Here is a 21,897-nt window from a genome sequence, read left to right as displayed (position 1 = left end):
GGCAGGGGTTTACAGCTCAAATATCGCTCCGTATAGTGCGCGCCATCGACGACGGCAACGTTGTTGATGCTGCCCAGGTGGTGAAATTGGTAGACACGCCAGCTTCAGGTGCTGGTGATCGCAAGGTCGTGGAAGTTCGAGTCTTCTCCTGGGCACCAAATTCAGATCAAACCCGCGAAAGCGGGTTTTTTCGTTTCAGGCCTTTGATTTTTAACGGAAAAATTGATTTATATTTTTCGAATCAGGGGTTTACAGATCAAAAGCCCCGCCGTATAGTTCGCCCCATCAACAGCGGCAACGTTGTTAGATAATGCCCAGGTGGTGAAATTGGTAGACACGCCAGCTTCAGGTGCTGGTGATCGCAAGGTCGTGGAAGTTCGAGTCTTCTCCTGGGCACCAAATTCAGATCAAACCCGCGAAAGCGGGTTTTTTCGTTTCCGGGGTTTGAAAACTTCCCGGTGATTGCCTCCCTCATCCGCACTTGAGAAGATTTATCGTTTATCCTTGCAATGATTTGTTGCATATAAGCGAGGAACCCTTCGGATGATGATCCGTGACAACCGACTCAAGACATCCCTTCTGCGCGGCCTGACCCTCACCCTACTCAGCCTGACCCTGCTCTCGCACGCGGCCCATTCTGCCGACAAGGTCTCCCTGACCCTGTACAACGGCCAACACAAAGAAGTCGGCGATGAACTCGCCAAGGCCTTCGAAGCCAAGACCGGCATCCACGTCAACGTGCGCAAAGGCAGCAGCAACCAGTTGGCCAGCCAGGTCGTCGAAGAAGGTGAGCGCTCCCCTGCCGACGTCATCTACACCGAAGAATCACCGCCTCTGAATAAACTCGGCGAGCAAGGCCTGTTGGCAAAAATCGATGCCAGCACCCTCGATGTGCTGCCCAAGGATTACGTGGGCAAAAACGGCGATTGGATGGGCGTGACCGCACGCACCCGCGTCGTAGCCTTCAACCCCAAATTGATTGCGGAAAAAGACTTGCCCAAGTCGGTACTGGATTTCGCCGGCCCCGAATGGCAAGGCAAGGTCGGTTTCGTGCCCACCAGCGGCGCGTTCCAGGAACAAGCCGTGGCGATCATCAAGCTGCACGGTCGCGAAGCCGCGGAAGAATGGCTGACCGGCCTGCGCGCCTTCGGCAAGGTGTACAGCAACAATATGGTCGCCCTCAAGGCCGTGGAAAACGGCGAAGTGGCCACCGTACTGGTGAACAACTACTACTGGTTTGCCCTGAAAAAGGAAAAAACCAATCTGGACTCCCAGCTGCACTACTTCACCGATGGTGATGCGGGCGGCCTGATCACCGTGTCCTCCGCTGCCGCACTCAAATCCAGCAAGCATCCCAAAGAAGCCCAGCAACTGCTGGCATTCATGGCCAGCGAAGAAGGCCAGCGCGTGATCACCAACACGTCGGCCGAGTACCCGCTGCGCAAGGGCATGGAATCGAACCGCGGCCTCAAGCCATTTAGCGAGTTGCAGCCACCAAAGGTCACCCCCGCAGACCTGGGCAACGCCGAAGAAGCCCTGGAACTGGAACGTGACGTTGGCCTGAACTGATGAACCCATCGCTTTCCGTCGCGGGGTTCACCCCCCGTCGCAAACGCCCGTCGATCTGGCTGCTGCTGCCCGTGCTGTTGCTGGTTGGCCTGAGCCTGTTGCCGCTCGCCTATGTAGGGCTCAAAGCCTGGCAGGCGGGCTGGACGGAGGCGGTGCATCTACTGTGGCGGCCTTATGTGTTCGGGCTGCTGCGCAACACCCTGGCGCTGATGGTCGGCGTAACCCTGACCTGCGGCGTGATCGGCCTGTCCCTGGCCTGGCTGCTGGAACGCAGCAACCTGCCAGGACGGCGCATCTGGGGCGTGATCCTGTGCCTGCCGTTTGCGGTGCCGGCGTTTGTCAGCAGTTTTACCTGGGTGTCGTTGAGCGCCCAGTTTGAGGGGCTCGGCGGCGCGATCCTGGTGATGAGCCTGTCCAAATACCCGCTGGTGTTTCTACCGGTGGCGGCAACGCTGCGCAATCTTGACCCTTCCCTGGAAGAGTCGGCCCGCACGCTGGGGCTCAACCGCTGGGGCGTGTTCTTTCGCATCACACTCCCGCTGCTGTGGCCATCGCTGCTGGCTGGCTCACTATTGATCGCACTGCACATGCTGGTTGAGTTCGGTGCGCTGTCGATCATCGGCTTGCAGACCTTCACCACTGCGATCTATCAGCAGTTCGAACTGGAATTCAGCAATGCCAATGCGGCGATGCTCTCGGCAGTGCTGCTGCTGATGTGCCTGACGCTGCTGTGGCTGGAGCTGCGCGTCCGCGGCAAAGGCCGGCACGTGCGCATCGGCCAGGGCGCGGCGCGACACGCCGAGCAGGTTCGACTGGGCAAGTGGGCGCCATTGGGCCAGGTGTATTGCCTGGCGCTGGCGATCATCGGCAGTGGTATCCCATTGGGCATGCTCGGGTATTGGCTGGCAGTCGGTTCGTCGGCAGCGTTTCCGATGGCCGAGATCGGTGAGGCGCTGCTGTCATCCCTGGCGCTCTCGCTGGGCGGCGCCGCACTGTGCCTGGTACTGGCAGTGCCGGTGGGGTTGCTGGTGGTGCGCTACAAAGGGCAACTGGCGATATGGGCCGAACGCTTGCCGTACTTACTGCATGCCCTGCCCGGCCTGGTGATTGCGTTGACCCTGGTGTATTTCGCCCTGCATTACGTGCCAGCCCTGTACCAGACCTCGGCGTTATTGCTGATTGCTTATGCGCTGCTGTTTTTGCCGTTGGCACAGGCGCCGATTCGTACAGCGCTGAACAAGGCGGCGCCACAGTTGGAAGAGGCTGCGCGCACATTAGGCGCATCGTCGTTCAGTGCGTTTTGCAGAGTCACCCTGCCGATCATATTCCCGGCATTGGGTGCGGCGTTTGCGTTGGTGTTCCTGGATGCGATGAAGGAACTGACGGCCACGCTGCTGCTCAGTCCGACCGGGTTGAATACCTTGGCAACGGCCGTCTGGGCGCATACCTCGAATGTGGAATTTGCGGCGGCGGCGCCGTATGCGGCGTTGTTAATTCTGGTGTCGGGGTTGCCGGTGTATCTGCTCACGACTCGGATGTATCTGAGTCGCTGAAACAGCTATCGCAGGCAAGCCAGCTCCCACAGTGACCGAGTTCCAACGTTGGAATGCAGTTGAATGTGGGAGCTGGCTTGCCTGCGATGAGGCCGGTCCAGACAACCTCAAGCCCTGAACTGCCCCAAACTCGCCTTCAACTGCGCCGCCAACCCATCCAGCACCTTGCCACTGGCCGTCGTCTCCACCACCGCCTGCGCCGCACGTTCGGCCTGGGCGTGGATTACCTCGACGCGCCCACGCACCGCATGCGCGCCCTGGGCTTGATGCTCGGCCGCACGCGTCGCCAGGCCAATAGCCGCATGCACCTGCTCCACCGAAGCCTGTACCGTCTGCTGCAAACGCACGCTGTCGCGCAGCACCAGCAAGCCCTCATTGGCCTGACGCCCCGCCTTGCCGATGGTTTCCACCGCCTCACGCGCGCCCTGCTGCAACGCGACGATATGCGCCTGGATATCGCCCGTGGAGCTTTGAGTCTTGCTGGCCAGCGCACGCACTTCATCGGCCACCACCGCAAAGCCGCGCCCAGTCTCGCCAGCCCGCGCCGCCTCGATGGCCGCGTTAAGGGCAAGCAGGTTGGTTTGCTCGGCGATGCCGTGGATCACGGTCAACACCACTTCGATCTGTTCGCTTTGCTGCGCCAGCCGTTCGATCACCTGGGAGCCGGCCTGCACCTGCCCTGCCAACGCCTCGATCAAGCTGCCGACTTCGGCTGAAGTCCGTGAGTTTTCATCCGTGGCCTGGCGAATATCCACCACTTGCTGCAAGGCCGCCTGCATGGCGTGACTCTCGGCCTGGGCCTCGTCGGCCATTTGCGACAAGGCGCGCAAACTCTCGGCCACTTCATCACGCTGCAAACCCGCCGCCGCATCGGCGCCGGCATTGCGCAGCGTCATGGCGCCGATTTCCACGCCGGTACGCTGGGCCACGTCGCCCGCCTCCCGCACGATGGGCTGCAACTTATTCACAAAGCGATTGACCGCCGAGGCCATATCGCCGATTTCGTCCTTGCTGTTGATCTGCACGCGCTTGGTGAGGTCACCCTCACCTGCCGCAAGGTCATCCATCGCGGCAATCAGCAGCTTCAGGCGATTGACCACGCGCCGGCCCAGCACGATAGCGATCAGCAGCAATACGCCAAGCCCCACCAGTGCCAGGCCCATGCCGATGCGCCAGCGCAGGGTGCCCGCCGCTTCTTGCACGGCGGCCGCGGTGTTCGCCGTCATTTGCGTGGCAGTGGCTTGCGCCGATTGCAGCCGGGCGCCCATGGCGCTGGCACTGTCAGCTGCGGCGCCCTTGAGGCTATCGCCCACCAGTTGGTCACCGCTGGCGATCAACGCGGCAAAGCGCTTATCCAAGGCTTGCAGATCGGCTTCAACCGTCGCGGTCGACACGCCCATGCGCACCTTGCCGATCTCCACACCGTTGGGGCTGATAGAGGCTTCGACGTAATACACGGACGGGTCTGTCTTGGCCGCGTCCAGCACCTTATCCAGGGCACGCTCCCCTGCGCCCTTTGCCAGCAGGGCCTGGTTGATCGGGTTTTCGCGGTTCAGGTATCGGGTCAGGTGCTCGCCTGCGGCGTCGTCATACACCACGAACAGCACATTGGGGTTGCGCTGGGCCCGGCGCGCGAACTCCGACAGCGTAGGTACATCGCTGTCCCACATGGCGCGGGGCGCGACCGAGGCCAGCAGTTGCGCCATGTCATTGGCAGAGTCCTGCAGGTCTTTTTCCAACGTCGCACGCAATTGCTTTTGCTCTTCCTGCAAGCGCGTGGAAAGCCCGGCTGTCAGGCGCTGGCGCGTGCTGGCGGACAGGCTGTCCAGGCTGGACGTAACTTCCTTACCGGCCTGGGCCAGTTCGCCAGACAACTTCTGGCTATCAATGCCCAGGCGATTGCCCAAATCGGCTTCCAGCGCCGTCACCGTGCTCCGCGTCAGCGCGACGGCCACCAGCACTTGCACCAAAAGAGCGATACCAAGGGTAACGAACACCGGCCGCAATAGACGGCTTTGTAACAACGAGAGAACGGCAGACACTGGAAATCCCTCCACCACGGGTGCCACTAATTTGATAGCACCTCGAAAGAGGGAAACACAGCAAGGGTCGTGCCGCTTGCCAGGCAGAAACGACAAAGGGCTCCCTAAGGAGCCCTTTGCCTGTTACATCAACAGCTTATTACGCGAACGGGTGACGCAGAACGATGGTCTCGTTGCGGTCCGGGCCCGTCGAAATAATGTCGATCGGTGCGCCAATCAGCGCTTCGACGCGCTTGATGTAAGCACGAGCGTTGGCTGGCAGCTCTTCCAGGGTCTTGGCGCCCACGGTCGATTCAGTCCAGCCCGGCACTTCTTCGTACACAGGCTGCAGGCCCACGTAGCTGTCAGCGTCGGTCGGAGCAACGTCGTTACCTTCAGCATCTTTGTAGCCGGTGCAGATGTTGATGGTTTCCAGGCCGTCGAGTACGTCCAGCTTGGTCAGGCAGATGCCCGAGATGCTGTTCACATCGATAGCGCGACGCAGGATAACGGCATCGAACCAGCCGCAACGACGAGCACGGCCAGTGGTGGCGCCGAATTCGTGACCTTGCTTGGCCAGGTGCGCACCGACGTCGTCGAACAGCTCAGTCGGGAACGGGCCCGAACCTACGCGAGTGGTGTAGGCCTTGGTGATGCCCAGGATGTAATCCAGGAACATCGGGCCAACGCCAGAACCGGTCGCAACGCCGCCAGCGGTGGTGTTGGAGCTGGTCACGTACGGGTAGGTACCGTGGTCGATGTCCAGCAACGAACCCTGGGCACCTTCGAACATGATGTCCTTGCCAGCGCGACGCAGGTCGTGCAGCTCGGCCGTCACGTCGAGCATCAGCGGCTTGAGCAGCTCAGCGTATTCCTTGCACTCGGCCAGGGTCTTTTCAAACTCGATGGCCGGCTCTTTGTAGTAACCCACCAGCATGAAGTTGTGGTAATCCACCAGTTCACGCAGTTTGTCTTCAAAGCGCGGCATGTTGAGCAGGTCGCCCACACGCAGGCCACGACGTGCGACCTTGTCTTCGTAGGCCGGGCCGATGCCGCGACCGGTGGTGCCGATCTTCAGCTCGCCACGCGCCTTTTCACGGGCCTGGTCCAGCGCAACGTGGAAGGACAGGATCAGCGGGCAGGACGGGCTGATACGCAGGCGCTCGCGCACCGGTACGCCTTTCTCTTCCAGCTTGGTGATCTCGCGCAGCAGGGCGTCAGGTGCGACCACCACGCCATTGCCGATCAGGCACTGCACGCCTTCGCGCAGGACACCCGACGGGATCAGGTGCAAGACGGTTTTTTCGCCATCGATGACCAGGGTGTGGCCAGCATTGTGGCCACCTTGGTAGCGCACTACGGCGGCAGCATGTTCGGTCAGCAGATCAACGATCTTGCCTTTGCCCTCATCACCCCATTGGGTGCCCAGGACTACGACATTCTTACCCATAACACTTGTCCTCATTCGCGCAAACTTGGTGCCGGCGATGGCCGGCAGGAAAACTCAAGAAGCCAGTGGCGATACTTGCCAAAGCCCGTTCTGCTGAATCAATTGCCGGTCGCAGTCCGCTTCACGGGCGGCGGCCAATGGCTGCCCAGGCAAGGCCTGGACTACACGCTGACCCTCACGGCGTAACTGGCAAACCTGCTGCCAGAGCGCTGCGTCCGTACTGTCGGGCATCCAGATGCCACCAGACGGCAGCTCGACCTCAGCACGCCCCAGGGTCACCAGGGTTTTCAAATCGGTGGAAAAACCAGTGGCCGGACGCGCACGACCGAAGTCGGCGCCGATATCGTCATAGCGACCACCTTGGGCGATGGCCTGGCCAACACCCGGAACGAACACCGCGAACACCACACCGGTGTGGTAGTGATAGCCGCGCAATTCACCCAGATCAAAATACAGCGGCAGCTCCGGGAACCGTGCCGACAAGCGCTCGGCAATCGCCAGCACATCATCCAGCGCCGCCAATACCGGCGCCGGCGCATTGGCCAGTCGCTCACGCGCAGCCACCAGCACTTCACGGCCGCCGCACAGGTCTACGAGCGCGCGCAGCATACCAGCCAGCTCAGCAGGCACACCCTCGGTGAGGGCGATCACTTCATCGATCGCCTTGCGCTGCAGGGCATCGAACAACTGTTGCTCCACTTCACCGGACAACCCGGCGGCGCGCGCCAGGCCACGGTAGATACCGACGTGGCCCAGGTCCATGTGCACATCCGGCACATCCGCCAGTTGCAGCATGGCCAGCATCAGGCTGATCACTTCAACATCGCTGCTCGGGCTGGCGTCACCGTACAACTCGGCGCCCAACTGGATCGGGCTACGGGAAGACGACAACGCACGTGGCTGGGCATGCAGTACGCTGCCGGCGTAGCACAGGCGGCTCGGGCCTTCGCGACGCAGGGTGTGCGCATCGATGCGCGCCACTTGCGGCGTGATGTCGGCACGGAACCCCATTTGCCGGCCCGATTGCGGGTCGATGACCTTGAAGGTGCGCAGATCCAGGTCCTGGCCCGCGCCAGTCAGCAGGGATTCCAGGTACTCGATATGGGGAGTCACGACAAACTCGTAACCCCAGCTCTGGAACAGATCCAACACCTGACGACGCGCTACTTCAATGCGCGCAGCTTCTGGTGGCAGTACTTCTTCGATGCCATCTGGCAGCAGCCAGCGGTCTACCGTTGCCATTACGCCATTCCCCTTTGATCCGGGCGGCCAGCCCTCGGCCGAGCCTTGAGTGAAGCAGAAAATACCCGGCTCTTGCATAAACCACGCGCAAGAGCGACGTGACGAACGGCCTGCAAACGGCCTCGTCGGGCACTTTCCTCGAAAAACCTGTCACGCCTGCCGAATCAAACATGCAGACGCAAAAAAGCCGGGAATTTCCCGGCTGCCGCATCATACACCCGTTTTCTGAAAGGATCACCCCGCCAGGCATTTTAGCCGCCCGACGGAGTGCGCCTTACAGAATCACGGGCTGGTTACTTGGACTTTTCCAGGTAGCGGAAGAAGTCGCTGCTTGGGTCCAGCACCAGTACGTCGGTTTTGTTCGCGAAGCTTTCACGGTAGGCGCGCAGGCTACGGTAGAACGCGTAGAACTCCTGGTCCTGGCCGTAGGCCTTGGCGTAGATCGCCGCGGCTTGAGCATCGCCATCACCACGCGCCTCTTCAGACTCGCGGTAGGCTTCTGCCAGCAGTACACGACGCTGACGGTCGGCATCGGCACGGATACCTTCAGCCAACTCGTTACCCTTGGCGCGGTGCTCACGCGCTTCACGCTCACGCTCGGTGCTCATACGCTCGAACACGCTGCGGTTCACTTCCTTGGGCAGGTCAATGGCCTTGACGCGAACGTCGACCACTTCAATACCCAGCTCTTTTTCCGCCATGGTGTTCAGCGAGCGAGTGATATCCGCCATCAGCGCATCACGTTCACCGGATACCACCTCGTGCAGGGTGCGCTTACCAAACTGGTCACGCAGGCCCGATTCCAGACGACGGGACAAACGCTCGTCGGCAATCTGCTTGAGGCCGGAAGTCGCAGTGTAGAAGCGCTCGGCATCCTTGACGCGCCACTTGGCGTAGGCGTCAACCATCACGGCTTTCTTTTCCAGGGTCAGGAAGCGCTGTGTCGGTGCATCCAGGGTCATCAGGCGGGCGTCGAACTTGCGCACCTGGTTGACGTAGGGGACTTTCACATGCAGGCCCGGCTGGACATCCGCCTGGACCACGCGACCGAATTGCAGCAGCACCGCACGCTCGGTCTGAGCGACGATGTAGAAGCAGTTCCAGGCAGCGATGACCACGACGACGCCCACAATCAGGGCGGTCAGCGATTTATTGCTCATCAACGGCTCTCCCTGGTACGTGTTTGCTGTTGCAGCAAGTCAGCGGCCGCACGGGCGCTCGCTTCGTTGGCAGCGGCATTCGAACCGGTGGACGGTGCACTGGCGCCGCTACGACCACCTTCGATCATCTTGTCCAGCGGCAGGTACAGCAGGTTGTTCTGCCCACCTTTGCTGCCGGTCACGAGAACCTTGCTGGTGTTGCTGAAGACTTCCTGCATGGTGTCCAGGTACAGACGCTCGCGGGTCACTTCAGGTGCCTTGCGGTACTCGGCGACCAGCTTGGTGAAACGATCTGCCTCACCCTTGGCGCGGGAAACCACTTCGTCACGGTAACCGTTGGCATCTTCAAGGATGCGCTGGGCCTGACCACGGGCTTCCGGCACAACGCCGTTGGCATAGGTTTCAGCCTGGTTGCGCGAACGCTGCTCGTCTTCACGGGCACGGATCACGTCGTCAAAGGCTTCCTGCACTTCACGCGGTGCCGCTGCGCTTTGTACGTTCACCTGGGTAACGGTGATACCGGTACGGTAAGTGTCGAGGAAGCGTTGCAGACGCTCCTTGATTTCACTGGCCATCAACTCACGACCTTCGGTGAGCACCTGGTCCATGGCGGTGGAGCCCACCACGTGGCGCAGGGCACTTTCGGTTGCGTGTTGCAGGCTGATTTCCGGCTGATCAACGTTCAGCACGAAGTCTTGCAGGTTGCTGATCTTGTACTGCACGGTCAGCGGCACTTCGACGATGTTCTCGTCTTCGGTCAGCATCTGGCCCTGCTTGGTGTACGCACGCTCACGCGTCACGTTCTCCATGTACTTCTTGTCGATCGGCGGGAAATAGATATTCAGGCCCGGGCCGACAGTCTCGTAGTACTTGCCGAAGCGCAGCACCACGGCTTGCTCCTGCTCGTCTACCACGTACACGGCGCTGTAGAGCCATACGGCCGCCAGCACGACAAGACCCAGGCCCAGCAGGCCATAGCCACCGCCCTTGCTTGTGCGACCGCCGTCGTCACCACCACGTTTTTTCCCACCACCGAACAACCCATTCAGGCTTTCCTGCAGCTTTCGGAAGGCCTCGTCGAGATCCGGTGGCCCCTTGCGGTCGCCATTATTGCGGCGCTTACCACCCCAAGGATCCTGATTATTCGAGTTGCCACCCGGCTCATTCCAAGCCATAGCGCTCTCCATCTGATAAAGCAAAGACGCACCCACGGCGCGCCGACCAATGCTACAGAATGCCTGCTACTGCGGCACAACCGCTTTCTCAGGCTTTTATTGCAAAGTGTGTTGTTCGATGAACTCTGCCGGTACAACACCCTCTCGACTGACCAGCCGATTGAGTTCCGAGCGTGGCAATCGAACAGCCAGCAAGCTGACACCTTCTTCGTCGTGCTCTTCTTTCTGTACCGCGCCCAGCTCGAAAAACTGTGCACGCAGTCGAGCAAAACGCTGCGGCAAGCGCAAGGTGCCGACGAACAAATCGCTGCCGAGCAATTCGGCAATGGCTTGTTCCAACAGCTCCAGACCGCTGCCATCTCGCGCCGACAGCCAGACCCGCTGGGGCTTGCCATTCTCGTCGCGCTGGATCTGTGGCTCAACGCCTTCAAGCAAATCGAGTTTGTTATAGACCTCGAGGATCGGCAAGTCCTGGGCACCAATCTCGCCCAGTACCACCATCACCTGTTCAATCTGCAACATGCGATCCGGTTCGGCCGCATCGATCACGTGCAAGAGCAGGTCGGAATTGCTCGACTCTTCGAGCGTAGACCGAAATGCCTCCACCAGCTTGTGGGGCAGGTGACGAATGAAACCCACGGTATCGGCCAGCACAATCGGCCCCAGGTCGTCGATGTCCAGACGCCGCAGGGTTGGGTCGAGGGTGGCGAACAGTTGGTCTGCCGCGTACACGTCCGATTTAGTCACGTTATTGAACAGCGTGGATTTGCCGGCGTTGGTGTAGCCCACCAACGACACCGTAGGGATATCCGCACGGGAGCGGCCACGTCGCGACTGTTCACGCTGGCTGCGTACTTTTTCCAGGCGGCCCTTGATCTGGCGCAGGCGAACCCGCAGCAGACGCCGGTCGGTTTCCAACTGGGTTTCACCCGGGCCACGCATGCCGATACCGCCACCCTGACGCTCAAGGTGAGTCCAGCCGCGAACCAGGCGCGTGCTCATGTGGTCAAGCTGGGCCAGTTCAACCTGGAGCTTGCCTTCATGGGTGCGGGCGCGCTGGGCGAAAATATCGAGAATCAGGCCGGTACGGTCGATCACGCGACACTCGAAAACACGTTCGAGGTTACGTTCCTGACTGGGCGTGAGGGTGTGATTGAAGATCACCAGATCGGCTTCTTCGGCATGAACCAGGTCGCGCAGTTCCTCGACCTTGCCGCTGCCAATCAGGTATTTGGCGGTTGGCCGATGACGCGGTACGTTAAAAAACGCAACGGTCTCGGCGCCGGCCGAATTTGCCAACTCCTGAAACTCCTGCGGATCTTCGCGCGCCTCAGGGTCCTGTCCATCCAAGTGAACGAGGATTACTCGCTCACCACCACCGTGGCGCTCAAAGAACAAAGGAGACTCCTATCAGGCGTTACCTGGCTCAGCGTCACCCTGTTCATCACCTGCTGCGCTAGGCAGACGGATTGGACGAACTGGAACGACTGTCGAGATAGCGTGCTTGTAAACCATCTGGCTGACGGTGTTTTTCAGCAGGATAACGAATTGGTCGAACGACTCGATCGTACCTTGCAGTTTGATGCCGTTGACCAGATAGATGGAAACCCCAACTTTCTCTTTACGTAAAGTATTCAAGTAAGGGTCTTGTAGCGAATGCCCTTTTGACATGTGCCGCACTCCTTTAAGGATCAATAATAAAAAATCGGAAAATAGATAGCTTATGGCCGTCACACCCCCAAGGATAGACGGCAATTGCAAGGACTCAGCTCAATATGGAGACCGTTCCCAAGTATTTCAAGGCGCGTGACAGATTGTCGCTGTCCAGGCTATCCAACCAGTGCAAATCGCTCCAGCTGCGCAGCCAGGTGAACTGGCGCTTCGCCAATTGGCGCGTGGCAATAATGCCGCGCTCCTGCATTTCGGCTGACGTCAGCTTGCCATCCAGATGATCCCAGACTTGGCGGTAGCCTACAGCACGTATCGAAGGCAGCCCTGCATGCAGGTCACCTCTTGAACGCAATGCTACGACCTCGTCCACAAACCCCTGTTCCAACATTAATGTGAATCTTTGTGCAATTCGTTCATGCAACACCTGGCGGTTTGCCGGAGCAATGGCCAGATTCGCCACAGTATAGGGCAATTGTGACTGTCCAGATGCGCCTGCGTCAGCACTTTGCGCACTTTGTTTCAGCCGATGTTCAGTCATGGTCTGGCCACTGACACGCCAGACTTCCAGCGCGCGGGTGAGCCGCTGGGGGTCATTGGGGTGAATACGTGCCGCAGACACCGGGTCTACCGCCGCCAACTGGTCGTGCAGGGCTTGCCAGCCAAGGCGCGCAGCCTCTTCTTCCAGTTCGGCGCGCACCTGGGCATCGGCAGGCGGCATATCGGCCAGGCCTTCCTGCAACGCCTTGTAATAGAGCATGGTGCCCCCCACCAGCAGCGGGATATTGCCGCGCGCGGTGATCTCGGCCATGGCTGCCAGGGCGTCGGTGCGAAAATCCGCCGCCGAATAGCTCTGCGCCGGGTCGATGATGTCGATCAACTGGTGCGGATATTGGGCCAATAGCGCTTTCGACGGCTTGGCGGTGCCGATATCCATGTCCCGGTAAACCAGGGCAGAGTCGACACTGATCAGCTCGCAAGGCAGCACCTTGGTCAGCTCGATGGCCAGGTCGGTCTTGCCGGCGGCCGTGGGGCCCATCAGGAAGATGGCGGGGGGCAAGGCGCTCATCAACGGCCGCGCAAGAACAGTTTGTCCAGATCGTCCAGGCCCATCTGGGTCCAGGTCGGTCGGCCATGGTTGCATTGGCCACTGCGCTCGGTGTTTTCCATGTCGCGCAGCAGGCCGTTCATTTCCGGCAGTGCCAGGCGGCGATTGGCGCGAATGGCGCCGTGGCAGGCCATGGTGCCAAGCAATTCGTTGATATGCGCCTGGATACGGTCGCTGGTGCCGTATTCCATCAGGTCTGCCAGCACGTCGGCCACCAGGCGGTTGGCCTCGGCCTGCTTGAGCAGCGCGGGAATCTGGCGGATCGCCAGGGTTTCCGGGCCCAGGCGTTGCAGCTCGAAGCCCAGTTTCTGGAACACGCTGTGATGTTCTTCTGCGCAGTCGGCTTCACGCTGGCTCACCGCCAGGGATTCAGGCACCAGCAGCGGCTGGCCGCTGAGGCCTTCGCTGGCCATGGCGATCTTCAGGCGCTCGTACATGATCCGCTCATGGGCGGCGTGCATGTCCACCAGCACCAGGCCATGGGCGTTTTCGGCAAGGATATAAATGCCTTTGAGCTGCGCCAGCGCATAGCCCAGCGGCGGAATATCACCACCGCCTTCGGGCAACGCCACAGCAGCACCCGGCTCGGCACCCGGCAGCGGCGCAAAAAACTCACGGTACGCCGCCTGGGCTTCGGCCACCGGCACCGTCGATTGCGGGCGCGGCGTGTACTGATACTGATAACCCGCACCGGCACCCGAATTTGGCGCCGTGTAGGCTGGCTGCGCCTGTGGCGATTGCAGCAGGTTGGCCGCCAGGCTCATCTCACCCTGGGGGCCGAACTCGCCGGCTTCCGGACCGCTTGGCCGTACCACCGCTGTGACAATCGGCGCGGACAACTGATCATCCGGACGCACGTCGCCCAGGGCGCGGTGCAGCGTGCCATAGAGGAAGTCATGCACCATGCGCCCGTCACGGAAGCGCACCTCGTGTTTGGTCGGGTGCACGTTGACGTCGACCACCGAAGGGTCAACCTCAAAGAACAGCACAAAGGTGGGGTGGCGCCCGTTGAACAGCACATCGCGATAAGCCTGGCGCACCGCGTGGGCCACCAGTTTGTCGCGTACTGCCCGGCCGTTCACAAAGAAATACTGCAAGTCGGCCTGGCTGCGGGAGAACGTCGGCAACCCGACCCAGCCCCACAGCCTCAGGCCATTGCGCTCGATCTCAATCGGCAGCGCCTGCTCCAGGAAGCCGCTGCCACACACCGCCGCCACCCGCCGAGCACGGGCGGCGTCGTCGTTGGCTTCGTGCAGGCTAAGGATGGTCTTGCCATTGTGGCGCAGGTGAAAGGCCACATCGAAACGCGCCAACGCCAGGCGTTTGATGACTTCTTGCAGGTGATCGAATTCGGTTTTCTCGGCCTTGAGGAACTTGCGCCGCGCCGGGGTATTGAAGAACAGGTCGCGCACTTCCACCGAGGTGCCCACCGGATGGGCCGCCGGCTGGACCCGAGGCGCCATGTCGCGGCCTTCGGTTTCCACTTGCCAGGCTTGCTCGGCGCTGCGGGTGCGGGAGGTCAGGGTCAGGCGGGCCACGGAGCTGATGGAGGCCAGGGCCTCACCACGAAAGCCCAGGCTCATGACCCGCTCCAGGTCTTCCAGGTCGCGGATCTTGCTGGTGGCGTGACGAGCCAGGGCCAGGGGCAGGTCATCCGAAGAGATACCGCTGCCATCGTCACGTACCCGCAGCAGCTTGACGCCGCCCTGCTCCACATCGACATCGATGCGTTTGGCACCGGAGTCGATGCTGTTTTCCAGCAACTCCTTGATCACCGACGCCGGGCGCTCAACCACCTCACCCGCGGCGATCTGGTTGGCAAGGCGCGGGCTGAGCAATTCAATGCGCGAGCCGCTGTTCAAGGTGGATTCGCTCATTACTGTGCCGCCAATTCAGTGCCGGGAATGGTCAACACCTGGCCGATCTTCAACTCATCGGTTTTCAGGTTATTGGCGCTGCGCAAGGCTGCAGGCGTGACCTGGAAACGTACCGCCAGCATGGCAACGGTATCACCGGGCTGCACACGATGGTCACGCGGGCCCTGGGCGATTTTGCCGGAGTCGCGCAGCCAGGCGATATAAGTGCCCGGCGGCGGGTTCTGCTGGAAGAACTGGCGCACACCGGCGCTGATCGAGCGCGCCAACGCTTGCTGGTGGCTGGCGCTGGCCAGTTTCGACGCTTCGTTGGCGTTGGAGATAAACCCGGTTTCCACCAGGATCGACGGGATATCCGGCGATTTCAACACCATGAACCCGGCTTGTTCCACGCGCTGTTTGTGCAGCGAGGTCACACGGCCGATATTGCTCAGGACTTTCTGGCCCACGTTGAGGCTGGAGGTCAACGAGGCGGTCATCGACAGGTCGAGCAGTACGCCTGCGAGCATCTTGTCCTTGTCATCAAGGGACACGTTGCCGGCCCCGCCGATCAAGTCGGAGCGGTTTTCACTGTCGGCCAGCCAGCGTGCGGTCTCGGAGGTAGCGCCGCGATCCGACAGGGCAAATACCGAGGCGCCAAAGGCAGCGGTTGAAGGCGCGGCGTCGGCATGAATGGACACGAACAGGTCCGCGCCCTTCTTACGGGCAATTTCGGTACGGCCACGCAACGGAATGAAGTAGTCACCAGTGCGGGTCAGTTCGGCGCGGTAGCCTTTCATACCGTTGACCTGGCGCTGCAGCTCACGGGCGATGGCGAGCACCACGTCTTTCTCGTGCTGGCCGCGTGAGCCGGAAGCCCCCGGGTCTTCGCCACCGTGGCCGGCGTCGATCACCACGATGATGTCGCGCTTGCCCGCCGGGGCGGGCGGCGGCGGTGGCAGCTTGACCTGGGGTTGCGAAGGGTTGACTGGCACCGCAGGCACCGTCGCCACGCTCGGCGTTGGCGCAGGCGGCGGTGCGGCGTCGGCGGGGTTGTCGAACAGGTCGACCACCAGGCGGTTGCCATATTGGGCGTTGGGGGCCAGGGAGAAGCTTTTGGGGGTCACGGCCTTTTTCAGGTCGATGACCACACGCAGGTCGGTCGGCGTACGCTGGGCCGAGCGCATGGCGGTAATGGGCGTGTTGGCGGTGGAGACTTTCAGCGGCGCGGCCAGGCTGGCACCGTTGATGTCGATCACCAGGCGATCAGGCGCCGTCAAGGTAAAGACGCTGTGCTGGACCGGGCCAGACAGGTCGAACACCAGTCGCGTATTATCCGGCGCTCGCCACAGGCGAACACTTTTCACCTGTGAAGCAGCCAGAGCATTGACAGTCATTGCCGCAAGCAACACCCCCACGACAGCAACCAACGCGCGAAAGCGCATACCTAACCCCACCAATTATTTGAATTCCAATGCCAGAGCAGCACACCACGACTCAGCGCGTGGGCTCTGGGGCAACAACTTCAGCTGACGTCCGTGCTCATGCGGCGTAATGGTAATGGTCAGGTCCGGCTTTGGCAAAAAGCCTGTGCCTTTATTTGGCCACTCGATCAGGCACAGCGCATCATCGTCGAAGTAATCACGGATGCCCATGAACTCCAGCTCTTCCGGATCGACCAGGCGATAGAGGTCGAAGTGGAAGGCTCGCACGTCGCCGATCTCGTAGGGCTCGACCAACGTGAAGGTCGGGCTTTTTACCGCGCCGGTATGGCCAAGGCCACGAATAATCCCACGGGACAGTGTGGTTTTACCTGCGCCCAGGTCGCCCTCGAGAAAGATCAACCCGGCCCCTTGCGTGACCTGCGAAATACGCTGACCCAACACGACCATGGCCTCTTCATTTGCCAGGAAAAGAATTACTTCAGGCACGGCGACTGCTCCTCCAGCAATTGACGAATGGCGGGGATCAGGTCGCTGGCAGCCAAGCCGCGACCAAAACTGCCCTGGCGGTCTCCGGCGGTCGCGTGCAACCACACGGCCAGGCAGCTCGCTTCGTACGCGGGCATACCCTGAGCCAATAGTGCGCCGACCAGGCCGGCCAGCACATCGCCGAGCCCCGCTGTTGCCATCGCCGGATGGCCTTGATCACACCGCGACACGCGCCCATCCGGGCTGGCAATCAAACTGCCAGCACCCTTGAGGATAGCCACAGCATTGAATTTCTGGCTCAACGCGCGCGCCACCTTAAGGCGATCTGCCTGAACCTCGGCTGTCGATAGCCCCAACAAACGCGCAGCTTCGCCCGGATGAGGGGTAATCACACAGTGGGCCGGCAGCTCCACGCTGCCAGTGGCCAGCTGATTGAGCGCATCGGCATCCCATACCTGCGGCAGGTTGGCATTGGCCGCGACCGACAAGAGGCTTTTGCCCCAGGCGGCATCGCCCAGGCCTGGGCCAATGACGATCACCGAGATTTTTTCCAGCAGGCCCATCAACTGGTTGGCCGAGCTCACGCCGACGGCCATGACCTCCGGCAGCCGAGCCAGAGCGGCCGGCACATGTTCCGGCCGCGTCGCCAGCGAGACCATGCCGGCGCCGCTGCGCAGGGCACTTTCGCTGCTCAGCAGCGCCGCGCCGCCAAAGCCACAGTCACCACCGATGACCAGCAGGTGGCCGAACTGGCCCTTATGGGCGTCCGGGGAACGCGCGGCCAGTTGCGGCAAATGGCCGGGCAACAACAGCTGAACGTCAGTAATTGGGTGTTTTGTCTGAGGCATGCGTCTTCAAGCTCCGATGTCTGGCAGAATTATACGCATCTAACCTGTGGTTTCCCGTGTCTCATGCCTGCTATTACCTCCGATCTGCCCGCCCTCGCCCAATCGATCAAAGACTGGGGTCGCGAGCTGGGCTTTCAACAAGTGGGCATCAGCGGCCTCGACCTGGCTGAGCATGAACAGCACCTGCAACGCTGGCTCGACGCGGGTTACCACGGCGAGATGGAATACATGGGCGCCCACGGCAGCAAACGCTCCCACCCCGACGAGCTGGTGCCCGGTACCTTGCGCGTGGTGTCACTGCGCATGGACTACCTGCCCGGCGATACCCACATGGCGCAATTGCTGGCCCAACCAGAAAAAGCCTACATCTCGCGCTACGCCCTGGGCCGCGATTACCACAAGCTGATCCGCAAGCGCGTGCAGCAACTGGCCGACCGTATCCAGGCGCAGATCGGGCCGTTTGGCTTTCGCGCTTTCGTCGACAGCGCGCCCGTCCTGGAAAAAGCCATCGCTGAACAAGCGGGCCTGGGCTGGATCGGTAAAAACACCCTGGTTCTCAACCGCAAGGCCGGCAGTTACTTCTTCTTGAGCGAACTGTTTGTCGATTTGCCCCTGCCGGTGGACCCACCCCACGCCACCGAACACTGTGGCCGTTGTACAGCGTGCCTGGACATCTGCCCGACCAACGCCTTCGTCGGCCCTTACGTGCTGGACGCGCGCCGCTGCATTTCCTATCTGACCATCGAACTCAAAAGCGCCATCCCCGAGGACTTGCGCCCACTGATCGGCAACCGGGTGTTTGGCTGCGATGACTGTCAGATCGTTTGCCCGTGGAATCGTTTCGCCCGACCCACCGCCGAAAGCGATTTCAAGCCACGGCACAATCTGGATAACGCTGAACTGGCCGAATTGTTTATGTGGGACGAGGATAAATTCCTCAGCAGCACCGAGGGCTCGCCCCTGCGCCGTGCCGGTTATGAGCGCTGGTTACGCAATCTGGCGGTGGGCCTGGGCAATGCGCCCTCCAGCATTCCAGTGCTGGAAGCCTTGAAGGCGCGACGGGACTACCCCTCGGAGTTGGTGCGCGAACACGTGGAGTGGGCGCTGGAGCAACACGCTGCGCGCTAGTGGACGTCGTCGTTGTAGACGAACTTGGGCATTTCCCAGTGAAAACGGATCGCCAGCAGGCGCAGCAGGAAGCCACTGAACAACGTCAGCAGAATCGCTTGCTCGCTGGGCAGCTCCAGGTATAGGCACAACAAGTAGAACCACGCTGCCAGGAAAGACACGCTGGCATACAGCTCGCGGCGGAAGATCAGCGGAATGTCGTTACAGAAGATGTCCCGCAGAATGCCGCCGAATACGCCGGTGATGACCCCGCTGACGGACGCCACCAACATGCCGTGGCCCATTTCCAGGGCGGTCATGCAGCCAATCAGGGTAAACGCCACTAACCCCAAGGCGTCCAGCGCCAAAAACAGCGAGCGCAGGCGGCGCATCAAGGGCGCGATAAAGATCGTCACCAACGCGGCAACGGAGGTCAGCACCAGGTATTCCGGGTGTTTGACCCAGGTCAGCGGGTAGTGGCCGAGCAACACATCACGCACCGAACCGCCGCCCAGGGCCGTCACGCAAGCGATCAGCACCACGCCAAACCAGTCCATGCCACGCCGCCCCGCGGACAGGGCGCCAGTCATGGCTTCGGCGGTGATGGCGACGAGGTAGAGCATCAGCAACATGATGGCGATCCTGACAGAGAGGCCGGCAGTCTAATCATTTGCCGAGGGCACCAAAAGGGGGCGTTTGGCTAAAGACCGCGTCGCCTGCATCGCAGGCAAGCCAGCTCCCACAATTTGATTTGCGAATACCATCAAATGTGGGAGCTGGCTTGCCTGCGATGGCGCCTCCACAGGCGCCGCAGAATCAAGCCTTGATGAAATGCTTGCGGTAATGCTGCAACTCGGCAATCGACTCGCGAATATCATCCAGCGCCAAGTGCGTGCTGCCTTTATGGAAGCTGTCTTTGACTTCCGGCGCCCAGCGCGCAGCCAGTTCTTTCAAGGTCGACACGTCGAGGTTGCGGTAGTGGAAGTAACTTTCCAGCCCCTTCATGTGTGTATAAAGGAAGCGACGGTCCTGGCAGATGCTGTTGCCGCAGATCGGCGATTTGCCTTTGGGCACCCACTTTTCCAGGAAGGCGATGGTTTGGGCTTCGGCTTCGGCCATGCTGATGCGGCTGTCGCGCACGCGCTGGGTCAGCCCGGAGTTACCGTGGGTGCGGGTGTTCCACTCGTCCATGGTGGCGAGCACAGCGTCGCTGTGGTGGATGGCGATCACCGGACCTTCGGCCAAGGTGTTGAGGTTGCTGTCGGTGACAATGGTCGCCATCTCGATGATGACGTCGGTGTCGGGGTTCAGACCGGTCATTTCCAGATCGATCCAAATCAGGTTCTGTGGGTTTTGCATGGCTTGATTCTCTTGGCACCTTGGCGTAGCCGGGCAGTTTAGCAGGCGGGGGCGTGCTAGACTCGCGACCGTTTTACCCAACTTTTGCATTATCGACACGGAACACCAATGGCCAAACGCCAGCTCAACCGTCGCCAAAACTGGCGCATCGAAAAGATTCAAGGTGAACGCGCCGCCCGCGCCGCCAAACGTGAATCCTCCGCCGTGGAAGCGCTCGAGGGCGGCGACCTGGGCCCCGAACAAACGGGCCTGGTGATCGCGCACTTTGGTGTGCAGGTCGAAGTCGAGGCGCTCGAAGGCGAACTCGCAGGCCAGGTGTTCCGTTGCCACTTGCGCGCCAACCTGCCTGCGCTGGTCACCGGCGACAAGGTGGTGTGGCGTGCCGGCAACCAGGGCATCGGCGTCATCGTCGCCCAGTTGCCGCGCAGCACCGAACTGCGTCGCCCCGACAGCCGTGGGCAGCTCAAGCCGGTGGCGGCCAACGTCGACATGATCGTGATCGTGTTCGCGCCGCTGCCCGAGCCCCATGCCAACCTGATCGACCGCTACCTGGTCGCGGCTGAGCATGCTGGTATCCGTCCGTTGCTGCTGCTGAACAAATTCGACCTGATCGACGAGCAGAACGCCCCGGCGCTCAATGCGTTGCTGGCGGTCTACCGCACCCTGGGCTACCCGGTGCTGGAAGTGTCGGCTCACCACGGCAACGGCATGGAACAGCTGCAACAGCAGTTGGACGGGCGGATCAGCGTGTTCGTCGGCCAGTCAGGCGTGGGCAAGTCGTCGCTGGTCAACAGCCTGTTGCCGGAAGTCGAAACCCGCGTGGGCCCGCTGTCTGAACTGTCCGGCCAGGGCACCCACACCACCACCACCGCGCGGTTGTTCCACTTCCCGGGCGGCGGCGAGTTGATCGACTCGCCGGGTATTCGTGAGTTCGGCCTGGGCCACGTCAGCCGCGGCGATGTGGAGGCCGGCTTCATCGAATTCAACGACCTGATCGGCACCTGCCGCTTCCGCGACTGCAAACACGATCGCGAGCCGGGTTGTGCGTTGCTCAAGGCACTGGAAGATGGGCGCGTGCAGCAGCAGCGGATGAACAGCTATCGGTCGATTATTGCGAGCTTGCCCGAGAGCAGTTATTGACGGTCAATTTCTTGATACACATAAACCAGGGTGCTGAACGCCCTAGCCCATTGATTTAACAGGAGCGGGCATCAAGAATCCGGATCAACTGGGTGGCTGATACGCACAAGCCAGCTTGTATTCGGATTTCCTGATGCTCATAATTGCTCCGTCACCAGCGAAAGCTGGCAGGAGTCTGGATCCTTTTCGGGGTTGATCCAGCGGCGCAGAAGGGGCGAAGCAAGCTCCGCTGCGTGTCGAATGAAGCCGCCTTCGGGCGGCTTTGCTTTTTGTGGGGAATTAACATTTGGCTCTCTACTATCACCCCAAACAAGGCGACGTTTTGCTGTGTGACTTCACCCGAGGTTTTGTTGCACCGGAAATGCTGAAGATCCGCAAGGTTGTCGTGATATCGCCTACCGCGACCCACAATCGCAAGCTCTGCACCGTGGTGCCAATCTCCTCTACTGCACCAGCGACCCAATACGACTGGCACCATTTGCTACGCACCAATCCACTTCAGTCCGATGGTTATAAAGAGCTATGGGTGAAGTGCGACATGATTTATACCGTCAGCTTTGAGCGCCTCGACAAGTTGCATAGAAAGACTCGCACCAAAGGTCGGGAGTACTTCGTCCCGCGCCTGTGCGCCGACGACATGCGAGGCGTAGTCAGTGGTGTCAAAGCGTACCTCCCACTTTGAACACACACGAAAACGCCCCGAATGATCGGGG

General features: G+C 61.0%; 19 protein-coding genes and 2 tRNA genes. 7 read left to right on the top strand and 14 right to left on the bottom strand.

Going from position 1 to position 21,897, the window contains the following annotated elements:
* Nucleotides 1-71: 71 nt before the first annotated feature.
* From E1K68_RS03445 to E1K68_RS03430, 4 genes are all read left to right on the top strand, one after another.
* A tRNA-Leu gene (locus E1K68_RS03445) sits at nt 72-158 on the top strand.
* A gap of 154 nt (nt 159-312) precedes the next feature.
* Nucleotides 313-399: transfer RNA gene (locus E1K68_RS03440), tRNA-Leu, on the top strand.
* A gap of 144 nt (nt 400-543) precedes the next feature.
* Nucleotides 544-1,569: an extracellular solute-binding protein gene (locus E1K68_RS03435; RefSeq protein ID WP_212613781.1), complete on the top strand. Its 1,026-nt coding sequence runs from the start codon at nt 544-546 to the stop codon at nt 1,567-1,569.
* Entirely contained in the window at nt 1,569-3,122 is a 1,554-nt protein-coding gene (locus tag E1K68_RS03430) for an iron ABC transporter permease (RefSeq protein WP_212613780.1), read from the top strand. The genes E1K68_RS03435 and E1K68_RS03430 overlap by 1 nt, the downstream gene beginning before the upstream one ends.
* Nucleotides 3,123-3,229: 107 nt before the next feature.
* Here E1K68_RS03430 and E1K68_RS03425 read toward each other — a convergent pair whose 3' ends face one another.
* From E1K68_RS03425 to E1K68_RS03370, 12 genes are all read right to left on the bottom strand, one after another.
* Nucleotides 3,230-5,164 carry a methyl-accepting chemotaxis protein gene (locus E1K68_RS03425; RefSeq protein WP_212613779.1) on the bottom strand — a complete coding sequence of 645 codons (1,935 nt, stop codon included), beginning with the start codon at nt 5,162-5,164 and terminating at the stop codon, nt 3,230-3,232.
* Between the two features lie 139 nt (nt 5,165-5,303).
* Nucleotides 5,304-6,593: an adenylosuccinate synthase gene (locus E1K68_RS03420; protein ID WP_003188067.1), complete on the bottom strand. Its 1,290-nt coding sequence runs from the start codon at nt 6,591-6,593 to the stop codon at nt 5,304-5,306.
* Between the two features lie 54 nt (nt 6,594-6,647).
* Complete coding sequence (locus E1K68_RS03415) at nt 6,648-7,835, bottom strand: ATP phosphoribosyltransferase regulatory subunit (protein ID WP_003188066.1); 1,188 nt, start codon at nt 7,833-7,835, stop codon at nt 6,648-6,650.
* 293 nt (nt 7,836-8,128) lie between these two features.
* On the bottom strand, nt 8,129-8,995 hold the full coding sequence (hflC, locus tag E1K68_RS03410; protein ID WP_003188064.1) for a protease modulator HflC: 867 nt from the start codon (nt 8,993-8,995) through the stop codon (nt 8,129-8,131).
* Nucleotides 8,995-10,170: an FtsH protease activity modulator HflK gene (gene hflK, locus E1K68_RS03405; RefSeq protein WP_003188062.1), complete on the bottom strand. Its 1,176-nt coding sequence runs from the start codon at nt 10,168-10,170 to the stop codon at nt 8,995-8,997. The genes hflC and hflK overlap by 1 nt, the downstream gene beginning before the upstream one ends.
* Before the next feature lie 96 nt (nt 10,171-10,266).
* Nucleotides 10,267-11,568, bottom strand: a complete 1,302-nt coding sequence (hflX, locus tag E1K68_RS03400; protein ID WP_003188061.1) for a ribosome rescue GTPase HflX — start codon at nt 11,566-11,568, stop codon at nt 10,267-10,269.
* A gap of 12 nt (nt 11,569-11,580) precedes the next feature.
* Complete coding sequence (gene hfq, locus E1K68_RS03395) at nt 11,581-11,841, bottom strand: RNA chaperone Hfq (RefSeq protein ID WP_003188059.1); 261 nt, start codon at nt 11,839-11,841, stop codon at nt 11,581-11,583.
* Nucleotides 11,842-11,935: 94 nt separating this feature from the next.
* Nucleotides 11,936-12,907, bottom strand: a complete 972-nt coding sequence (gene miaA, locus E1K68_RS03390) for a tRNA (adenosine(37)-N6)-dimethylallyltransferase MiaA (RefSeq protein WP_003188057.1) — start codon at nt 12,905-12,907, stop codon at nt 11,936-11,938.
* A complete protein-coding gene (mutL, locus tag E1K68_RS03385; RefSeq protein WP_161794311.1) occupies nt 12,907-14,808 on the bottom strand; it encodes a DNA mismatch repair endonuclease MutL in 1,902 nt (633 codons plus the stop codon). The genes miaA and mutL overlap by 1 nt, the downstream gene beginning before the upstream one ends.
* Nucleotides 14,809-14,822: 14 nt before the next feature.
* Nucleotides 14,823-16,244, bottom strand: a complete 1,422-nt coding sequence (locus E1K68_RS03380; RefSeq protein ID WP_032878208.1) for an N-acetylmuramoyl-L-alanine amidase — start codon at nt 16,242-16,244, stop codon at nt 14,823-14,825.
* A gap of 15 nt (nt 16,245-16,259) precedes the next feature.
* Entirely contained in the window at nt 16,260-16,730 is a 471-nt protein-coding gene (tsaE, locus tag E1K68_RS03375; RefSeq protein WP_003188052.1) for a tRNA (adenosine(37)-N6)-threonylcarbamoyltransferase complex ATPase subunit type 1 TsaE, read from the bottom strand.
* Nucleotides 16,718-17,578, bottom strand: a complete 861-nt coding sequence (locus E1K68_RS03370) for an NAD(P)H-hydrate dehydratase (RefSeq protein WP_120247939.1) — start codon at nt 17,576-17,578, stop codon at nt 16,718-16,720. Before E1K68_RS03370 ends, tsaE begins: the two co-directional genes overlap by 13 nt.
* Nucleotides 17,579-17,641: 63 nt before the next feature.
* On the opposite strand from E1K68_RS03370, the gene queG reads away from it, so the two are divergent.
* On the top strand, nt 17,642-18,706 hold the full coding sequence (gene queG, locus E1K68_RS03365) for a tRNA epoxyqueuosine(34) reductase QueG (RefSeq protein WP_003188049.1): 1,065 nt from the start codon (nt 17,642-17,644) through the stop codon (nt 18,704-18,706).
* Here the strand turns inward: queG and E1K68_RS03360 are convergent.
* Both E1K68_RS03360 and orn read right to left on the bottom strand, forming a co-directional pair.
* Nucleotides 18,703-19,320: a trimeric intracellular cation channel family protein gene (locus E1K68_RS03360; protein WP_169856984.1), complete on the bottom strand. Its 618-nt coding sequence runs from the start codon at nt 19,318-19,320 to the stop codon at nt 18,703-18,705. The genes queG and E1K68_RS03360 overlap by 4 nt on opposite strands.
* A gap of 181 nt (nt 19,321-19,501) precedes the next feature.
* The gene (gene orn / locus E1K68_RS03355) at nt 19,502-20,044 is read right to left on the bottom strand and encodes an oligoribonuclease (protein WP_003188046.1); all 543 of its coding nucleotides are present in this window, start codon (nt 20,042-20,044) and stop codon (nt 19,502-19,504) included.
* Nucleotides 20,045-20,152: 108 nt separating this feature from the next.
* Here orn and rsgA point away from each other — a divergent pair, with 108 nt between their 5' ends.
* Both rsgA and E1K68_RS03345 read left to right on the top strand, forming a co-directional pair.
* Nucleotides 20,153-21,184, top strand: a complete 1,032-nt coding sequence (gene rsgA / locus E1K68_RS03350) for a small ribosomal subunit biogenesis GTPase RsgA (RefSeq protein WP_212613778.1) — start codon at nt 20,153-20,155, stop codon at nt 21,182-21,184.
* Nucleotides 21,185-21,470: 286 nt separating this feature from the next.
* On the top strand, nt 21,471-21,866 hold the full coding sequence (locus E1K68_RS03345) for a type II toxin-antitoxin system PemK/MazF family toxin (protein WP_032900374.1): 396 nt from the start codon (nt 21,471-21,473) through the stop codon (nt 21,864-21,866).
* The last annotated feature ends 31 nt before the right edge of the window (nt 21,867-21,897 follow it).

The organism is Pseudomonas sp. B2021 (genome assembly GCF_018135665.1).
Classification (GTDB): domain Bacteria; phylum Pseudomonadota; class Gammaproteobacteria; order Pseudomonadales; family Pseudomonadaceae; genus Aquipseudomonas; species Aquipseudomonas lactis.
The sequence above is the reverse complement of the archived record's forward strand: the minus strand, read 5'-3'. Positions and strand labels throughout refer to the sequence as shown.

Bases quoted from the DNA above. Each gene is read 5' to 3' on its own strand.
- hflK (WP_003188062.1), bottom strand. From the start codon at position 10,170: ATGGCTTGGAATGAGCCGGGTGGCAACTCGAATAATCAGGATCCTTGG.
- orn (WP_003188046.1), bottom strand. From the start codon at position 20,044: ATGCAAAACCCACAGAACCTGATTTGGATCGATCTGGAAATGACCGGT.
- queG (WP_003188049.1), top strand. From the start codon at position 17,642: ATGCCTGCTATTACCTCCGATCTGCCCGCCCTCGCCCAATCGATCAAA.
- hfq (WP_003188059.1), bottom strand. From the start codon at position 11,841: ATGTCAAAAGGGCATTCGCTACAAGACCCTTACTTGAATACTTTACGT.
- hflC (WP_003188064.1), bottom strand. From the start codon at position 8,995: ATGAGCAATAAATCGCTGACCGCCCTGATTGTGGGCGTCGTCGTGGTC.
- E1K68_RS03420 (WP_003188067.1), bottom strand. From the start codon at position 6,593: ATGGGTAAGAATGTCGTAGTCCTGGGCACCCAATGGGGTGATGAGGGC.
- E1K68_RS03370 (WP_120247939.1), bottom strand. From the start codon at position 17,578: ATGCCTCAGACAAAACACCCAATTACTGACGTTCAGCTGTTGTTGCCC.
- E1K68_RS03435 (WP_212613781.1), top strand. From the start codon at position 544: ATGATGATCCGTGACAACCGACTCAAGACATCCCTTCTGCGCGGCCTG.
- E1K68_RS03380 (WP_032878208.1), bottom strand. From the start codon at position 16,244: ATGCGCTTTCGCGCGTTGGTTGCTGTCGTGGGGGTGTTGCTTGCGGCA.
- E1K68_RS03415 (WP_003188066.1), bottom strand. From the start codon at position 7,835: ATGGCAACGGTAGACCGCTGGCTGCTGCCAGATGGCATCGAAGAAGTA.
- E1K68_RS03430 (WP_212613780.1), top strand. From the start codon at position 1,569: ATGAACCCATCGCTTTCCGTCGCGGGGTTCACCCCCCGTCGCAAACGC.
- miaA (WP_003188057.1), bottom strand. From the start codon at position 12,907: ATGAGCGCCTTGCCCCCCGCCATCTTCCTGATGGGCCCCACGGCCGCC.
- rsgA (WP_212613778.1), top strand. From the start codon at position 20,153: ATGGCCAAACGCCAGCTCAACCGTCGCCAAAACTGGCGCATCGAAAAG.